Raw genomic sequence first — 15,552 nt, 5'->3', positions numbered from 1 at the left:
ATCGGTCGTATACTTCCGCCCCAGCTTTGTCGCGGGATGGAGCAGTCTGGTAGCTCGTCGGGCTCATAACCCGAAGGTCGTCGGTTCAAATCCGGCTCCCGCAACCAGTTTCAGGGGCCCCTTCCAAGGGGCTTTTTGTTAGCTGGACACTTTATAACGCCGCTATTCGACGGCGTTTCAGGGATGGGCGATTCGCCCATTTTTTTTTATTTGCACAGCATGCACAAACATGCACGAGGGGGTTCAGGTGTCGAGCAAGCTAGAACAGTTGCAGGCCTTGTTGGCCCCGGTGGTCGTGGCCCTTGGCTATGAATGCTGGGGTATTGAGTTTTCGGCTCAAGGTCGCCACTCACTGTTGCGCGTTTATATCGATAAGGAAGGCGGCGTGCTGGTGGACGATTGCGCCATCGTCAGCCGTCAGATCAGCGGTGTACTGGATGTCGAAGATCCAATCACCTCCGAATACACCCTTGAAGTTTCCTCGCCTGGCATGGAGCGCCCCCTGTTCACACTTGAACAGTTCGCTTTGTTTGCCGGTGAACAAGTGAAGATCAAGCTGCGCTCGCCTTTCGAAGGTCGACGCAACTTCCAAGGCCTTCTGCGCGGTGTAGAAGAGCAGGACGTCGTGGTGCAGGTAGATGACCATGAGTTCCTGTTGCCGATCGATATGATCGACAAGGCCAACATTATTCCCAGTTTTGACTGATACGTGCCAGATACTGCGGATCCCGCGGATCCAATGGCTTGCGAAAGGCGAGGCGTACGATGAGCAAAGAAGTACTGCTGGTTGTTGAGTCGGTATCCAATGAAAAGGGCGTACCGGCTAACGTTATTTTTGAAGCGCTGGAGCTGGCTCTGGCCACTGCTACCAAGAAGCGGTTCGAAGACGAAGTTGATTTGCGTGTGGAGATCAATCGCCACACGGGTGCCTACGAGACTTTCCGTCGCTGGACGGTCGTCGAGGAAGCCGACCTGGACGATCCGGCTATCGAAACCTGGCCAAGCAAGGTTGCAGAAACGCATCCGGGCGCCAAGGTCGGTGATGTCGTCGAAGAAAAAATCGAATCCATTGAGTTCGGTCGCATCGCTGCACAGACTGCCAAGCAGGTTATTGTGCAGAAAGTTCGCGAAGCCGAGCGTGCACAAGTGGTCGACGCTTATCGCGAGCGCCTGGGGGAAATCATCTCCGGCACCGTGAAAAAGGTCACCCGCGACAACGTGATCGTCGACCTGGGCAACAACGCCGAAGCGTTGCTGGCTCGCGAAGACATCATCTCTCGCGAAACTTTCCGGGTTGGCGTGCGTTTGCGTGCGCTGCTCAAGGAAATCCGCACCGAGAATCGGGGCCCGCAGCTGATCCTGTCGCGTACAGCGCCGGAAATGCTGATCGAGTTGTTCCGCATCGAAGTGCCGGAAATTGCTGAAGGCCTGATCGAAGTCATGGCCGCCTCCCGTGATCCGGGTTCGCGTGCCAAGATCGCGGTCCGCTCCAAGGACAAGCGCATCGACCCGCAAGGTGCCTGCATTGGCATGCGTGGTTCGCGTGTCCAGGCCGTATCCGGCGAGTTGGGCGGCGAGCGCGTGGACATCGTCCTGTGGGACGACAACCCGGCTCAGTTCGTGATCAATGCCATGTCGCCTGCTGAAGTGGCGGCAATTATCGTCGACGAAGATGCCCACGCCATGGACATCGCCGTTGGCGCAGACAATCTGGCTCAGGCCATCGGTCGCGGTGGTCAGAACGTGCGTCTGGCCAGCCAATTGACTGGCTGGACCCTGAACGTGATGACCGAATCGGACATCCAGGCTAAACAGCAAGCTGAAACCGGCGATATCCTGCGCAACTTCATCGAAGAGCTTGAAGTCGATGAAGAACTGGCGCAGGTGCTGGTGGATGAAGGCTTTACCAGCCTGGAAGAGATTGCCTACGTACCGGTGGAGGAAATGCTCAACATCGACGGCTTTGACGAGGAAATCGTCAACGAGCTTCGCGCTCGGGCCAAGGATCGTTTGTTGACCAAAGCCATCGCTACTGAGGAAAAGCTGGCAGACGCCCATCCGGCCGAAGACCTGCTCTCGCTTGAGGGCATGGACAAGGATTTGGCGATGGAACTGGCGGTGCGCGGCGTAATTACCCGCGAAGACCTGGCCGAGCAGTCTATTGACGATCTGCTCGACATCGACGGCATTGACGATGATCGTGCCGGCAAGTTGATCATGGCCGCCCGAGCCCACTGGTTCGAGTAATTAGGCGCGGCCTGAGGAGAGAAGTGCATGACGCAAGTCACGGTGAAACAACTGGCCGATGAGGTCAAAACACCGGTAGAGCGCCTGTTGCAGCAGATGCGTGAGGCAGGTCTGCCGCACACCGCCGCCGAGGAACATGTGACCGACAGTGAGAAGCAGTCCCTGCTGACTCACTTGAAGAGCAGTCACAAGGCTAAAGTGGAAGAACCGCGCAAGATCACTCTGCAGCGTAAAACCACCAGCACCCTGCGTGTTGCCGGTAGCAAAAGCATCAGCGTTGAAGTACGCAAGAAGAAAGTCTTCGTACAACGCAGCCCGGAAGAAATCGAAGCCGAGCGCAAACGCGAACAGGAAGAACGTCGCGCAGTAGAAAATGCTGCTCGTCAGAAGGCTGAAGAAGAAGCCAAGCGTCGCGCCGAAGAAGAAGCGCGCCGCCAGCCTGCTGCTGCGCAAACCGCTCCGGTAGAAGCCGTCGAGGCTGTTGCCCCGGTCGCCGAACCTGTGCGCGAAGCGGTGCCCGTCGTGGCTCCGGCGCCGGCTCCGGCCGATACCCGCAAGCGCGATGAACAGCGTCGTCCAGACAAGCCACGTGCCGACGACAACCGTCGTGGCAGTGGCGATGGCGAGCGCAAGAACGCGCCTCATCGTGCATCGGTCAAGGAAAAGGCACCAGCACCTCGTGTTGCGCCACGTACCACCGACGAGGAAAGCGATGGCTTCCGTCGCGGCGGTCGCGGCAAGGCCAAGCTGAAGAAACGCAACGCCCACGGTTTCCAGAGCCCTACCGGCCCTGTCGTGCGTGAAGTGAAGATCGGCGAGACCATCACTGTGGGCGATCTGGCCCAGCAGATGTCGGTTAAGGCTGCTGAAATCATCAAGTTCATGTTCAAACTGGGTACGCCAGCCACCATCAACCAGGTACTGGACCAGGAAACTGCCCAACTGGTTGCTGAAGAGCTGGGCCACAAAGTGACCCTGGTCAGCGACACCGCCCTGGAAGATTCCCTGGCCGAGTCCCTGAAGTTTGAAGGTGAGGCGGTTTCCCGTGCACCGGTCGTGACCGTCATGGGCCACGTCGACCACGGTAAGACCTCCCTGCTCGACTACATTCGTCGTGCGAAGGTGGCGGCCGGTGAAGCGGGCGGCATTACCCAGCACATCGGTGCCTACCACGTTGAAACCGACCGCGGCATGGTGACGTTCCTCGACACCCCGGGTCACGCCGCGTTTACCGCAATGCGTGCCCGTGGTGCCAAGGCGACCGACATCGTGATCCTGGTGGTTGCAGCGGACGACGGCGTCATGCCGCAAACCATCGAAGCCGTTCAGCATGCCCAGGCAGCTGGTGTGCCGCTGGTGGTTGCGGTGAACAAGATCGACAAGCCGGGCGCCGATCTCGATCGCATCCGTAGCGAACTGTCGGTCCACGGCGTGACCTCCGAAGAGTGGGGTGGCGACACTCCATTCGTTCCGGTCTCGGCGAAGATGGGTACCGGCGTCGACGAACTGCTCGAAGCCGTTCTGTTGCAGGCCGAGGTTCTGGAACTCACCGCTACGCCTTCGGCTCCTGGCCGTGGTGTGGTCGTTGAGTCCCGTCTCGACAAGGGCCGTGGCCCGGTGGCGACCGTCCTGGTCCAGGACGGTACCTTGCGTCAAGGCGACATGGTGCTGGTCGGCTCGAACTATGGCCGCGTGCGCGCCATGCTCGACGAGAACGGCAAGTCCATCAAGGAAGCCGGTCCGGCTATCCCGGTCGAGATCCTCGGCCTGGACGGCACCCCGGATGCTGGCGACGAGATGAGCGTTGTGGCTGACGAGAAGAAAGCCCGTGAAGTGGCTCTGTTCCGTCAAGGCAAGTTCCGCGAAGTCAAACTGGCTCGCGCTCACGCCGGCAAGCTGGAAAACATCTTCGAGAACATGGGTCAGGAAGAGAAGAAGACGCTCAACATCGTCCTCAAATCCGACGTCCGTGGTTCGCTCGAAGCGTTGAACGGCGCCTTGAATGGCCTGGGTAACGACGAAGTGCAAGTGCGTGTGGTCGGCGGCGGTGTCGGTGGTATCACCGAATCCGATGCCAACCTGGCACTGGCTTCCAACGCTGTACTGTTCGGCTTCAACGTGCGTGCCGATGCCGGCGCTCGCAAGATCGTCGAGCAGGAAGGCCTGGATATGCGTTACTACAACGTGATCTACGACATCATCGAAGACGTCAAGAAAGCGTTGACCGGTATGCTGGGCAGCGACGTGCGGGAGAACATCCTGGGCGTGGCCGAAGTTCGCGACGTGTTCCGTTCGCCGAAGTTTGGCGCCATCGCCGGTTGCATGGTGATCGAAGGTGTCGTTCACCGTAACCGTCCGATCCGTGTACTGCGTGAAGACATCGTGATCTTCGAAGGCGAGCTGGAATCCCTGCGCCGCTTCAAGGATGACGCTTCCGAAGTACGTGCCGGCATGGAGTGCGGTATCGGCGTCAAGAGCTACAACGACGTCAAGGTCGGCGACAAGATCGAGGTCTTCGAGAAGGTCCAGGTTGCTCGCAGCCTCTGACTCGCGCACTTCAAGAGCCGCACTGGGCAGTCGCATGAACATGCACTGCCTGGCTGGCGGACTCTAAACGCAACGCCCGGTCTGGCTTTTGCCAGGCCGGGCGTTTGCCGCTTTCAGACCTCGCGGGTTTCACCGTGGGGCAGTAACAGGTAACAAGACATGGCAAAAGAATACAGCCGTACCCAACGAATCGGCGATCAGATGCAGCGCGAGCTGGCCCAACTGATCCGTCGCGAAGTCAAAGACCCGCGCGTCGGCCTGGTCACCATCACCGCAGTGGAAGTCAGCCGTGACGTCGGTCACGCCAAGATCTTCATCACCGTGATGGGTCAGGACAGCGCCGAAGAAATCGCCCAGAGCATCAAGGTGCTCAACTCGGCCGCCGGCTTCCTGCGTATGCAGCTGGCCCGGGAGATGAAGCTGCGCAGCGTCCCACAGCTGCACTTCCACTACGACGAAAGCGTCGCACGGGGTGCGCATCTGTCGGCACTGATCGAGCGCGCCGTGGCGCAAGACAGCCAGCACCCGGTTGCGGCTGACCCCGAAGACACCAAGGAGTAATCGGTGGCTCAGGTCAAACGTATCCGTCGTAACGTCAGCGGTATCATCCTGCTCGACAAGCCGCTGGGGTTCACCTCCAACGCGGCGTTGCAGAAGGTTCGCTGGCTGCTCAATGCTGAAAAGGCCGGGCACACCGGTAGCCTCGATCCGCTGGCCACCGGCGTGCTGCCACTGTGCTTTGGCGAGGCGACCAAGTTTTCCCAGTACCTGCTCGATTCCGACAAGGGTTACGAAACCCTGGCGCAACTGGGCAAGACCACCACCACGGCGGATGCCGAAGGCGAGGTTTTGCTGGAGCGCCCGGTGACCGTTGGTCAGGCGGATATCGAAGCGGTCTTGCCGGGTTTTCGCGGGCAAATCAGCCAGATACCGCCGATGTACTCCGCTTTGAAGCGTGATGGGCAGCCGTTGTATAAACTGGCCCGTGCAGGCGAAGTAGTGGAGCGCGAACCGCGTTCTGTTACTATTGCGCGCTTGGAATTGCTGGCCTTTGACGGTAATACTGCGCGGCTGGCTGTGGATTGCAGCAAAGGCACCTATATCCGGACCCTGGTGGAGGATATCGGTGAGCAGCTCGGCTGTGGCGCGTACGTGGCAGAATTGCGACGGACCCAGGCCGGGCCTTTCACGTTGGCCCAGACGGTCACGCTGGAAGAGCTCGAAGCGGTGCATGCCGAAGGCGGCAACGAAGCGGTCGACCGTTTCCTGATGCCATCGGACAGCGGGTTGCTGGATTGGCCGCTCCTGCAGTTCTCGGAACACAGTGCGTTCTACTGGCTCAACGGCCAGCCGGTACGCGCCCCGGATGCGCCGAAGTTCGGCATGGTCCGGGTACAGGATCACAACGGTCGTTTCATCGGTATCGGTGAAGTGAGCGAAGACGGGCGCATTGCGCCGCGTCGACTGATTCGGTCGGAATGACCGGAACCAGCCTGCGTAACAGCAGGTTGGCGAGTGTGGCTGTTAACAGGCACGGTCACTACTCATTTATAGATACAGGGATTTGTCCCTGGCCTGTTGAAGCTGTTTCCTCGGAACAGTTTCCTGACTAGAAGGATTGCCTCATGGCTCTCGACGTTCAAGAAAAAGCTCAAATCGTAGCTGACTACCAGCAAGCTGTTGGTGACACTGGTTCGCCAGAAGTGCAAGTTGCACTGCTGACCGCCAACATCAACAAACTGCAAGGTCACTTCAAGGCCAACGGTAAGGATCACCACTCCCGTCGTGGTCTGATCCGCATGGTAAACCAGCGTCGTAAGCTGCTGGACTACCTGAAAGGCAAGGACGTGAGCCGTTACAGCGCTCTGATCGCTCGCCTGGGTCTGCGTCGCTAACAAGCGATTGCGCTAGAGGTTGGTGGTCTGTCGTGCGTCAGTGGGTATCCCGCTGGCGCATGGCAGGCTCCCAGCCTCAAGTTTTATCTGGATACACGTTTTACCCTGGACAAGCGTCGGGCCGATTCCCGTCATTGCCCAAGAATTTCGCAAGAAGACAAGTTCCCCAAGAGCCACAAAGAAGGTAGGACACCGTGAACCCGGTAATCAAAAAATTCCAGTTCGGTCAGTCGACCGTTACCCTCGAGACTGGCCGTATCGCCCGTCAGGCCTCCGGCGCAGTGCTGGTCACCGTTGACGACGACGTCAGCGTATTGGTGACCGTTGTCGGTGCCAAGCAAGCCGATCCAGGCAAGGGTTTCTTCCCTCTGTCTGTTCACTACCAGGAAAAGACTTACGCTGCCGGTAAGATCCCTGGCGGTTTCTTCAAGCGCGAAGGCCGTCCTTCCGAGAAAGAAACCCTGACTTCCCGACTGATCGACCGTCCGATCCGTCCGCTGTTCCCAGAAGGCTTCATGAACGAAGTGCAGGTTGTCTGCACCGTCGTGTCCACCAGCAAGAAAACCGATCCGGACATCGCTGCGATGATCGGTACCTCGGCTGCCCTGGCCATCTCCGGCATTCCTTTCGATGGCCCGATCGGCGCTGCCCGCGTCGCGTTCCACGAAAGCACCGGCTACCTGCTGAACCCGACTTACGAGCAACTGAAAGCCTCGAGCCTGGACATGGTCGTGGCCGGTACTTCCGAAGCCGTGCTGATGGTTGAATCCGAAGCCAAAGAGCTGACCGAAGACCAGATGCTGGGCGCCGTGCTGTTCGCCCACGATGAGTTCCAGGTGGTGATCAACGCCGTCAAGGAACTGGCCGCCGAAGCCGCCAAGCCAACCTGGACCTGGGCTCCGCAAGCCGAAGCCACTGAACTGCTGGCTGCGATCCGTGCCGAGTTCGGCGAAGCGATCTCCCAGGCCTACACCATCACCGTCAAGGCCGACCGTTATGCGCGCCTGGGCGAGCTGAAAGACCAGGTCGTTGCCAAGCTGTCCGGTGAAGAAGGCCAGCCGTCTGCCGCTGAAGTGAAAGCTGCTTTCGGTGAAATCGAATACCGCACCGTTCGCGAAAACATCGTCAACGGCAAGCCGCGTATCGACGGTCGCGACACCCGCACCGTACGTCCGCTGAACATCGAAGTTGGCGTCCTGCCCAAGACCCACGGTTCGGCACTGTTCACCCGTGGCGAAACCCAGGCCCTGGTCGTTGCCACGCTGGGCACCGCCCGCGACGCGCAACTGCTGGACACCCTGGAAGGCGAGAAGAAAGACCCGTTCATGCTGCATTACAACTTCCCGCCGTTCTCGGTGGGCGAGTGTGGTCGCATGGGTGGCGCCGGTCGTCGCGAAATCGGTCACGGCCGTCTGGCCCGTCGTTCGGTTCAGGCCATGCTGCCAGCCGCTGACGTGTTCCCGTACACCATTCGCGTGGTATCGGAAATCACCGAGTCCAACGGTTCGAGCTCGATGGCTTCGGTCTGCGGCGCTTCCCTGGCCCTGATGGACGCTGGTGTGCCGATGAAGGCCCCGGTTGCCGGTATCGCCATGGGGCTGGTGAAAGAAGGCGAGAAATTCGCCGTTCTGACCGACATCCTGGGTGACGAAGACCACCTGGGCGACATGGACTTCAAAGTGGCCGGTACCGCCAAGGGCGTTACCGCACTGCAGATGGACATAAAGATCAAGGGCATCACCGAAGAGATCATGGAAATCGCCCTGGGCCAAGCCCTGGAAGCGCGCCTGAACATCCTCGGCCAGATGAACCAGATCATCGGTCAGTCCCGTACCGAGCTGTCGGAAAATGCTCCGACCATGATCGCGATGAAAATCGACACCGACAAAATCCGTGATGTCATCGGTAAAGGCGGCGCGACCATCCGTGCGATCTGTGAAGAAACCAAGGCTTCGATCGACATCGAAGACGACGGTTCGATCAAGATCTTCGGCGAAACCAAGGAAGCGGCAGAAGCGGCACGCCAGCGCGTCCTGGGCATCACTGCCGAAGCCGAGATCGGCAAGATCTACGTCGGCAAGGTTGAACGCATCGTCGACTTCGGCGCGTTCGTCAACATCCTGCCGGGCAAGGACGGTCTGGTTCACATCTCCATGCTGAGCGATGCTCGCGTCGAGAAAGTGACCGACATCCTCAAGGAAGGCCAGGAAGTGGAAGTGCTGGTACTGGACGTGGACAACCGCGGCCGTATCAAGCTGTCCATCAAGGACGTCGCAGCAGCCAAGGCATCGGGCGTTTAATCACCCCATCGCCTAAGCGCTGAACAAGCAAACGCCCCGACTGGTTCGGGGCGTTTTGCTGTGTGACGAAAATCCCGGCCAGGCAGGTTGCCTGGCCACCGGAGACGGTGCTAGTTTTAGCCACCGCCCGTGTAGCTCAGTCGGTAGAGCAGCGCACTCGTAACGCGAAGGTCGCAGGTTCGATTCCTGTCTCGGGCAAGATTTCCCCTCGTTATTTCACCTTCCTGCTCAGTTCCTCGACCGTGCGTTTGAGCTGGTCCATCTCTCGATCCTGATCGCTGAGTTCCCGTTTCAGGGACGAAATCTCGCTGTTGCTCGAACTCGAACTGGAGCCGCTATTGCGCTTGAGTTCTTCCACTTGTTTGCCAAGGTCGTTCAGGTCGCGTTCCTGTTCCTTGATGGTGCGCTTGAGTTCGTCAATCTCTTTGCTGCTGGAGGTGGAACTGGAGCCGCTGTTGCGTTTGAGTTCTTCGATCTGACGGGCCTGCTCGCTGAGGGTGCGCTTCTGGTTTTCCAGTTCGTCGGTATTGTTCTTCACGCTTTTCGGCAGGCTTTCCAGGACGCTGGCGCTGACATCGGTCTTGACGAGCTTGTACTTATCGGATTGGTCGTAGTGAAGGGCGGGAATAAAGTCGTGGTAAGACGGCCCATCGGAGGAGACTTCAACCGCCGCTTGAGCAACGTCAGTCAAGGTCAGGTTGCCAAGCAGCAAGGTCGCGGTGGCAAGTTGGATCGACGAGCGTTTCGAAAAGCTGCGCATCACTGGGTTCCTTGTGAAGTGCCGGCATGGCACATGGCTATGTCTGGTTATTTTGACAGATGTTCCAGGGTCCGCAGCGCTTCTTCTGCACAGGTTTTTTTGTGGGATAGATGTAAAGAACCGTGTAAATCGTCGGCAAAACATCCTATATTCGTTGCCTGCATGTGCATCGCCCAGCAGTTTTCAGATGATCCACGAATGGTTCTGAAGGCCAGATAAACCGGGCTTCACACGGTTTTTTGCGTCAGAGAGATCCTTGATGATCCAGATCCATCTTCCATTCCCCCGATCAACGAGAACGCCATGACTGTTAAAGCATTGACCCAGGAAGCCAGGCACGAAGAAGCGCTGAAGAAGTACGTGCTGGATGCGCCCCAGTTGCTGGAAGAGATCAAGGACTTGTCCGCCGACGATCAGAAGGATCAGATCCAATGGGCATTCGAGGACGAGGCCGAAGCCCAGGGGCTGCAACCCTGGGAGTTGACGCTCAAGTACACCAGCACGCCTGAAGAATTCGAGGCACAGCGCCTTGCGTTGCACAAGGAAGCGGCCGAGGTGTTGGGTGTGGAATGGGATGAGTACTGCGAGATGAACAATCTGGTGGTCTGAAAAAAACGCCAGCCTTTCAAGGCTGGCGTTTTTTGTTGTCAGAGGCTCAAGCGCATCGACAGATCCACTGCCTTCACATCCTTGGTCATCGCGCCGATCGAGATGTAGTCCACCCCGGTCTCGGCGATCGGGCGCAACGTGCTTTCGTTGATCCCGCCGCTGGCCTCCAGCTTCGCTTTGCCGCCATTGAGGCGCACGGCTTCACGCATGTCGTCCAGGCTCAGTTCGTCGAGCATGATGATGTCGGCGCTGGCCGCCAGCGCTTCGTTCAACTCCGCCAGGCTTTCCACTTCGATTTCCACCGGTTTGCCCGGTGCGATCTTGTGGGCGGCCGCGATGGCCTGGGCGATTCCGCCGCAGGCGGCGATGTGGTTTTCCTTGATCAGGAAGGCGTCGTACAGGCCGATGCGGTGATTATGGCAGCCACCGCAGGTGACCGCGTACTTCTGGGCCAGGCGCAGCCCGGGCAGGGTCTTGCGGGTGTCCAGCAGCTTGACCTGGGTCCCGGCGACAAAGTCGGCCAGGTAACGGGCCCGCGTGGCGACGCCCGAGAGCATTTGCAGGAAGTTCAGGGCGCTGCGTTCGCCGGTCAGCAACGAGCGGGCCGGGCCCTCCAGGTGGAACAGCGCCTGATCGGGAGTGACCCGGTCGCCGTCGTGCACTTGCCAATGCACCGCGACACGCGGATCCAGTTGCCGGAACACGGCATCGACCCAGGCCGTGCCGCTGATGATCGCCGCGTCGCGGGTGATGATGGTGGCCTTGGCCAGGCGTTCGGCGGGGATCAGTTGCGCGGTGATGTCGCCGCTGCCGATGTCTTCAAGCAACGCACGGCGCACGTTGGCTTCGATTTCGGCGGTCAGATCGGCGAGGCGTAGATTCGGCATAACGGGCTCCACAAACAAAGTGGCGTGATTATAGGGTGTCGAAACCTGCATTTGGTCGCGTCCTCGCAACATTTCCTCATTTTCCCGGTCACTTATTTGCGCCGTATTTCGAGCTGGTTCACAGAGTCTGCTGGTACGACAGGGTTGTTTTACCCGATAATCCGCCTTTCGATTGACGTCATAGCTTTGACGTTGCGAACCGAAAACCGTTTCAGGAGGCCAGGATGCACAACGACGGGAATGTAGTGCCTTTGCACAAGGTGGCTACCGATCAGGCGAATCGTTCGCCGCTCGCCCGCCTGCCTGTGATTCTGCTTCAGGTTCGCGACAAGGCCGCCCAACAGCTGCGCCTGGGCTTGCAGGGGCTGTTCGATAACGCCGACGACACCTTGTTTGAAATGGCCGACCGGGCGCGCGACGACGTCGAGCAGAACCTGTACTTCGAGGCCATGCGGGACCTGCGCCTGAAGCGCAAAAGCATCGAGCGGGAATTCATCGAGCAGTTTTTCGAGACCTTCGTCAGCCTGGCCCAGTACGACCTGACCCACGCCAGCCTGGCGCCCGCCCTGGCGCCGGACGGCCAGGCACAGCGTTCCCACGATGAGCTGGAACGTCATCTGGCGGTCGAGGCCATGGTCACTCGGGTGCTCAGGCGCGATGGCGTGTCGCTGGAGCAACTGACGGCCCGGCTCGGTGTACTGCTGGACCGACCGCTGGCCAACCAGTACAACCCCCTGAGCCCGGCACTGCTGTGCGAAAAGTTCCTGCAGGCCGGGCGTAACCTGGGCGTGGGCATCAAGGTCAAGCTGATCCTGCTCAAGCTCTTCGAGCGTTATGTGCTCAGCGAGTGCGACCAGCTCTATACCGAGGCCAACCAACTGCTGGCCGCCACGGGCATCTTGCCGGAGCTCAAGGTGACCCCGGCGCGCCGGGCGTCGGATCGCTCCGAGGATACTCCCAGGCCCAACGCCGAAATCGCTGCCCAGCCCAGCGATGCCGAGGTCGACGACAGCGTGCAGGAAGTGTTCGCCGCCTTGCAGAAGCTGCTGATGCAAGTGCGTGGCAGTGTGGCGCCGACCCTGGAAGCCAGCGCGCCGCCCCAGCCGATCTCGACCCGTGACCTGCTGCGGCTGCTCTCGCATTTGCAGCAGTACGTGCCAGCGCCTGCCGTGCAGGACGAATTCGACCTGCGTAGCCAGCTCGAACAACTGTTGACCCGGGTCAGCGTCAGGAGTGGCAAGTCCCGGGTGGTCGAAGGCGCCGATGAAGACGTGATCAACCTGATCTCGATGATGTTCGAGTTCATCCTCGACGACCATAACCTCCCAGACTCCTTCAAGGCCCTGATCGGCCGCCTGCAGATCCCGATGCTCAAGGTCGCGGTGCAGGACAAGAGCTTCTTCAGCCGTGGCAATCATCCGGCCCGGCGGCTGCTGAACGAAATCGCGGCCGCCGCCATGGGCTGGGGCGATTGCGACGATCATCAGCGCGACAGCCTGTATTTGCGCATCGAACAGGTCGTGCAGCGCCTGCTGAATGATTTCGTCGATGACCCGGCGATTTTCTCCGAGCTGCTGGCCGATTTCCTGGCCTTCACCAGTGACGAGCGGCGGCGCAGCGAGTTACTCGAGCAGCGTATCCGCGACGCCGAAGAGGGCCGGGCCAAGGCCGAACTGGCGCGCCAGCGGGTCGAAGGGGCGCTGAACCAGGTGATGCTGGGCAAAGTCTTGCCGCAAGCCGTGGTGGAGTTCGTGCAACACGCCTGGAGCCAGGTGTTGTTGCTGACCTGTTTCAAGCACGGCAAGTACTCCGCCGAGTGGCAGGCCGACGTCCTGACCCTGGAGCATTTGATCTGGAGCGTCCAGCCGCATGACGAACCGGACGCCGGCCTGCGTTTGCTGGCGATGGTGCCGGAGCTGCTCAAGGCCCTGCGTGAAGGCCTGAGCCGTTCGGCGTTCGACCCGTTCGCCACCAGCGAGTTTTTCAGTGAGCTGGAAGTCCTGCATGTGCAGGCGCTCGAACGCACGGGCCAGGCAACGGAACAGGCCCAGCCGTTCGATTCGCCAGTCATGGTCGAGGTGCTGGAAAAAATCGTCCTGCGCCCTCCGCAAAAAACGGCGGGGGAGAGCGTGGCGGTGCATTTGCCGGCGGATGATGTCGGCCTGCTGCAGGTCGACCAGTTGCACCTGGGAAGCTGGGTCGAGTTCCAGGAGGACGATGACAATACCCTGCGTTGCAAGCTGGCGGCGATCATCGAGGCCACCGGCAAATACGTCTTCGTCAATCGCACCGGCCTCAAGGTGCTGGAGCACAGCCGCACCAGCCTGGCCCTGGAGTTTCGTCGCGGCGCGGCGCGGCTGTTGGACGACACCCTGTTGTTCGACCGGGCGCTGGAGTCGGTGCTGGGCAATCTGCGCCAGCTCAATCGCGGCAAGTGATCGCGCAGCCCGGTCCGATCACGGCATACTGACGACATTCACCGTCGTCATCGAAGGAACCTGTATGCAGTTGGACTCCGCGAGCGGTTGGTGCGAAGGGGTGCGTCATTGCCCATCGCCCAACTTCAATGCGCGCCCCGAAGGCGAAATCTCCCTGCTGGTGATCCACAACATCAGCCTGCCCCCGGCACAATTCGCCACCGGCAAGGTGCAGGAATTCTTCCAGAATCGTCTGGATGTCACGGAACATCCCTACTTTGCCGGTATCGCCGACCTGCGGGTTTCTGCGCATTTTCTGATCGAGCGTGACGGCGCCGTGACCCAATTTGTCTCTTGTCTGGATCGTGCGTGGCATGCGGGCGTCTCGTGCTTCGAGGGGCGTGAGACCTGTAACGATTTTTCCCTGGGCATCGAGCTTGAGGGCACGGATGATCTGCCGTTCACCGACGCGCAATATGTCGCATTGGTGGACCTGACCCGGCAGTTGCAAGCGGCGTTCAGGGCGATCACTGTGCAGCGTATCTGCGGGCATAGCGACATCGCACCGGGGCGCAAGACCGATCCGGGACCGGCATTCGACTGGGCGCGCTATCGCGCGGCCCTGACAGAAGGGGAAGGACAATGAGTTTTCTGGTGTTGCTGCTGGCCGTCTGGATCGAGAAATTCTCGGCCTTGCGCCAGCGGGTCCAGCGCGACGGCGGTTGGCTGCGCGAGCTGAACAAGCTCGAGGCGAACCCACGGTGGGTCAACCGACCCTGGCTGGTGCTGACGGTGCTGGTCCTGCTGCCCGTGGCCGTGTTGGCGCTGCTTTTGTGGGTGCTGGAGCCAGTGACCTACGGTCTGCTGGCGCTGCCGGTGCATTTGCTGGTGGTGATTTACAGCCTGGGGCGCGGCGATCTGCTGGCCGCCCTCGGGCCGTTTCGCGACGCCTGGCGTCGGGAGGACCTGCAAGCGGCAGCCCATGTGGCCAAGCGCGACCTGGACATTGAGGCCGATGACGGTGAGCAATTGCTGGAGCGGGTCCAGGGGCATTTGTTGTGGCAGGCCTACCAGAGCTTTTTCGCGGTGATTTTCTGGTACTTCGTGTTGGGCCCGGTCGCGGCCTTGAGCTATCGACTGCTGGCGCTGGCCGCCGAGCACAGCCAGAACCCTGGCGTGGCCGAGCGGGCCGCGCAAATGCGCCATGCCTTCGATTGGGTGCCGGTGCGGTTGCTGGCGGCAAGCTTCGCCCTGGTGGGCAATTTCGTCGCGGTCAGCCGGGTCATGCTGCATGAGCTGTTGAACTGGAACATCAGCGCCGCCGACCTCATCGACAAGGTCGGCCTGGTGGCTGGCGAAATTCCCAAGCCTGTCGCGGGGCCGGATGGCATCAATAGCTTGGACCGGCTGTGGGAATTGCTGCTGCGTGCGGCGGTGCTCTGGTATGCCGGGTTTGCGTTGTGGACGGTGTTGGCATAAGAACAGCAAGGTCATGCCGTTGTGGCGAGGGGATTTATCCCCGCTGGGGCGCGGAGCGGCCCCTGGCAATTCTAAGCCTTGAATCAATAGGTCTGCTTCACGCCCTGAGCTCTTCCGTCAACATGCTTTCGTTGCCTCCGGTGCTCTTATCAAAGGCGAGTCGTGGCGGGCCAAGGCTTGTAAATAGACGCTCTCGTCATACTGGGATCCAGCATTCCAGCACCGATAAACGATCCTGATCCATTTAAAAGCCAGTGCCCTCAGGGCTGCTTGATGAGAGCAGCCTTTGGCCTTCTGCTGGCGATAGTACGCCCCTGCCCATACCGATTGATTGATGCTGTGGGCAGCCCACTCGACAAATGTCTGGCGCAAAAAGGTTGAACATTGATAGCGCCAGCGAACGATTTTCTT

General features: G+C 60.0%; 13 protein-coding genes, 2 tRNA genes and 1 pseudogene. 13 read left to right on the top strand and 3 right to left on the bottom strand.

Annotated elements, in window-relative coordinates; genetic code table 11:
- Positions 1-30 precede the first annotated feature (30 nt).
- The 9 genes from BM321_RS22345 to BM321_RS22305 all read left to right on the top strand — a co-directional run bounded on the left by BM321_RS22345 (position 31) and on the right by BM321_RS22305 (position 9,187).
- A tRNA-Met gene (locus BM321_RS22345) sits at positions 31-107 on the top strand.
- Between the two features lie 140 nt (positions 108-247).
- On the top strand, positions 248-706 hold the full coding sequence (gene rimP / locus BM321_RS22340; RefSeq protein WP_053118762.1) for a ribosome maturation factor RimP: 459 nt from the start codon (positions 248-250) through the stop codon (positions 704-706).
- 59 nt (positions 707-765) lie between these two features.
- Entirely contained in the window at positions 766-2,247 is a 1,482-nt protein-coding gene (gene nusA / locus BM321_RS22335; protein ID WP_003177868.1) for a transcription termination factor NusA, read from the top strand.
- Positions 2,248-2,274: 27 nt separating this feature from the next.
- Positions 2,275-4,794, top strand: coding sequence for a translation initiation factor IF-2 (gene infB / locus BM321_RS22330; RefSeq protein ID WP_092328546.1), 2,520 nt, complete (start codon positions 2,275-2,277; stop codon positions 4,792-4,794).
- A gap of 159 nt (positions 4,795-4,953) precedes the next feature.
- On the top strand, positions 4,954-5,355 hold the full coding sequence (gene rbfA, locus BM321_RS22325; protein ID WP_060739217.1) for a 30S ribosome-binding factor RbfA: 402 nt from the start codon (positions 4,954-4,956) through the stop codon (positions 5,353-5,355).
- 3 nt (positions 5,356-5,358) lie between these two features.
- A complete protein-coding gene (truB, locus tag BM321_RS22320) occupies positions 5,359-6,276 on the top strand; it encodes a tRNA pseudouridine(55) synthase TruB (RefSeq protein ID WP_060739216.1) in 918 nt (305 codons plus the stop codon).
- Positions 6,277-6,419: 143 nt separating this feature from the next.
- Entirely contained in the window at positions 6,420-6,689 is a 270-nt protein-coding gene (gene rpsO / locus BM321_RS22315) for a 30S ribosomal protein S15 (protein WP_011332409.1), read from the top strand.
- 194 nt (positions 6,690-6,883) lie between these two features.
- On the top strand, positions 6,884-8,989 hold the full coding sequence (gene pnp, locus BM321_RS22310) for a polyribonucleotide nucleotidyltransferase (protein ID WP_092328543.1): 2,106 nt from the start codon (positions 6,884-6,886) through the stop codon (positions 8,987-8,989).
- Positions 8,990-9,114: 125 nt separating this feature from the next.
- Positions 9,115-9,187 (top strand) — tRNA-Thr (locus tag BM321_RS22305).
- Between the two features lie 13 nt (positions 9,188-9,200).
- Here BM321_RS22305 and BM321_RS22300 read toward each other — a convergent pair.
- Positions 9,201-9,749, bottom strand: a complete 549-nt coding sequence (locus BM321_RS22300; RefSeq protein ID WP_092444807.1) for a hypothetical protein — start codon at positions 9,747-9,749, stop codon at positions 9,201-9,203.
- Between the two features lie 303 nt (positions 9,750-10,052).
- Here BM321_RS22300 and BM321_RS22295 point away from each other — a divergent pair, with 303 nt between their 5' ends.
- Positions 10,053-10,358, top strand: coding sequence for a DUF6388 family protein (locus BM321_RS22295; RefSeq protein WP_072341097.1), 306 nt, complete (start codon positions 10,053-10,055; stop codon positions 10,356-10,358).
- Positions 10,359-10,396: 38 nt separating this feature from the next.
- Here BM321_RS22295 and nadC read toward each other — a convergent pair whose 3' ends face one another.
- Complete coding sequence (nadC, locus tag BM321_RS22290) at positions 10,397-11,245, bottom strand: carboxylating nicotinate-nucleotide diphosphorylase (RefSeq protein WP_092444805.1); 849 nt, start codon at positions 11,243-11,245, stop codon at positions 10,397-10,399.
- Between the two features lie 224 nt (positions 11,246-11,469).
- Between nadC and BM321_RS22285 the strand changes: the two genes are divergently transcribed.
- The 3 genes from BM321_RS22285 to ampE all read left to right on the top strand — a co-directional run bounded on the left by BM321_RS22285 (position 11,470) and on the right by ampE (position 15,141).
- A complete protein-coding gene (locus BM321_RS22285; protein WP_092444803.1) occupies positions 11,470-13,683 on the top strand; it encodes a DUF1631 domain-containing protein in 2,214 nt (737 codons plus the stop codon).
- Between the two features lie 64 nt (positions 13,684-13,747).
- A complete protein-coding gene (ampD, locus tag BM321_RS22280; RefSeq protein WP_092173299.1) occupies positions 13,748-14,308 on the top strand; it encodes a 1,6-anhydro-N-acetylmuramyl-L-alanine amidase AmpD in 561 nt (186 codons plus the stop codon).
- Positions 14,305-15,141 (top strand): regulatory signaling modulator protein AmpE, encoded by an 837-nt coding sequence (gene ampE, locus BM321_RS22275; protein ID WP_092444801.1) that lies wholly within the window; start codon positions 14,305-14,307, stop codon positions 15,139-15,141. The genes ampD and ampE overlap by 4 nt, the downstream gene beginning before the upstream one ends.
- 117 nt (positions 15,142-15,258) lie before the next feature.
- Here the strand turns inward: ampE and BM321_RS30710 are convergent.
- A pseudogene (locus tag BM321_RS30710) lies at positions 15,259-15,552 on the bottom strand (IS110 family transposase); the annotation flags it as partial.

It is taken from the genome of Pseudomonas sp. NFIX10 (assembly GCF_900111955.1).
Classification (GTDB): Bacteria; Pseudomonadota; Gammaproteobacteria; order Pseudomonadales; family Pseudomonadaceae; genus Aquipseudomonas; species Aquipseudomonas fluorescens_AA.
This window is presented reverse-complemented; position numbering and strand designations above follow the sequence as displayed.

Bases quoted from the DNA above. Each gene is read 5' to 3' on its own strand.
- nusA (WP_003177868.1), top strand. From the start codon at position 766: ATGAGCAAAGAAGTACTGCTGGTTGTTGAGTCGGTATCCAATGAAAAG.
- infB (WP_092328546.1), top strand. From the start codon at position 2,275: ATGACGCAAGTCACGGTGAAACAACTGGCCGATGAGGTCAAAACACCG.
- rbfA (WP_060739217.1), top strand. From the start codon at position 4,954: ATGGCAAAAGAATACAGCCGTACCCAACGAATCGGCGATCAGATGCAG.
- rpsO (WP_011332409.1), top strand. From the start codon at position 6,420: ATGGCTCTCGACGTTCAAGAAAAAGCTCAAATCGTAGCTGACTACCAG.
- BM321_RS22300 (WP_092444807.1), bottom strand. From the start codon at position 9,749: ATGCGCAGCTTTTCGAAACGCTCGTCGATCCAACTTGCCACCGCGACC.
- BM321_RS22295 (WP_072341097.1), top strand. From the start codon at position 10,053: ATGACTGTTAAAGCATTGACCCAGGAAGCCAGGCACGAAGAAGCGCTG.
- nadC (WP_092444805.1), bottom strand. From the start codon at position 11,245: ATGCCGAATCTACGCCTCGCCGATCTGACCGCCGAAATCGAAGCCAAC.
- BM321_RS22285 (WP_092444803.1), top strand. From the start codon at position 11,470: ATGCACAACGACGGGAATGTAGTGCCTTTGCACAAGGTGGCTACCGAT.
- ampD (WP_092173299.1), top strand. From the start codon at position 13,748: ATGCAGTTGGACTCCGCGAGCGGTTGGTGCGAAGGGGTGCGTCATTGC.
- ampE (WP_092444801.1), top strand. From the start codon at position 14,305: ATGAGTTTTCTGGTGTTGCTGCTGGCCGTCTGGATCGAGAAATTCTCG.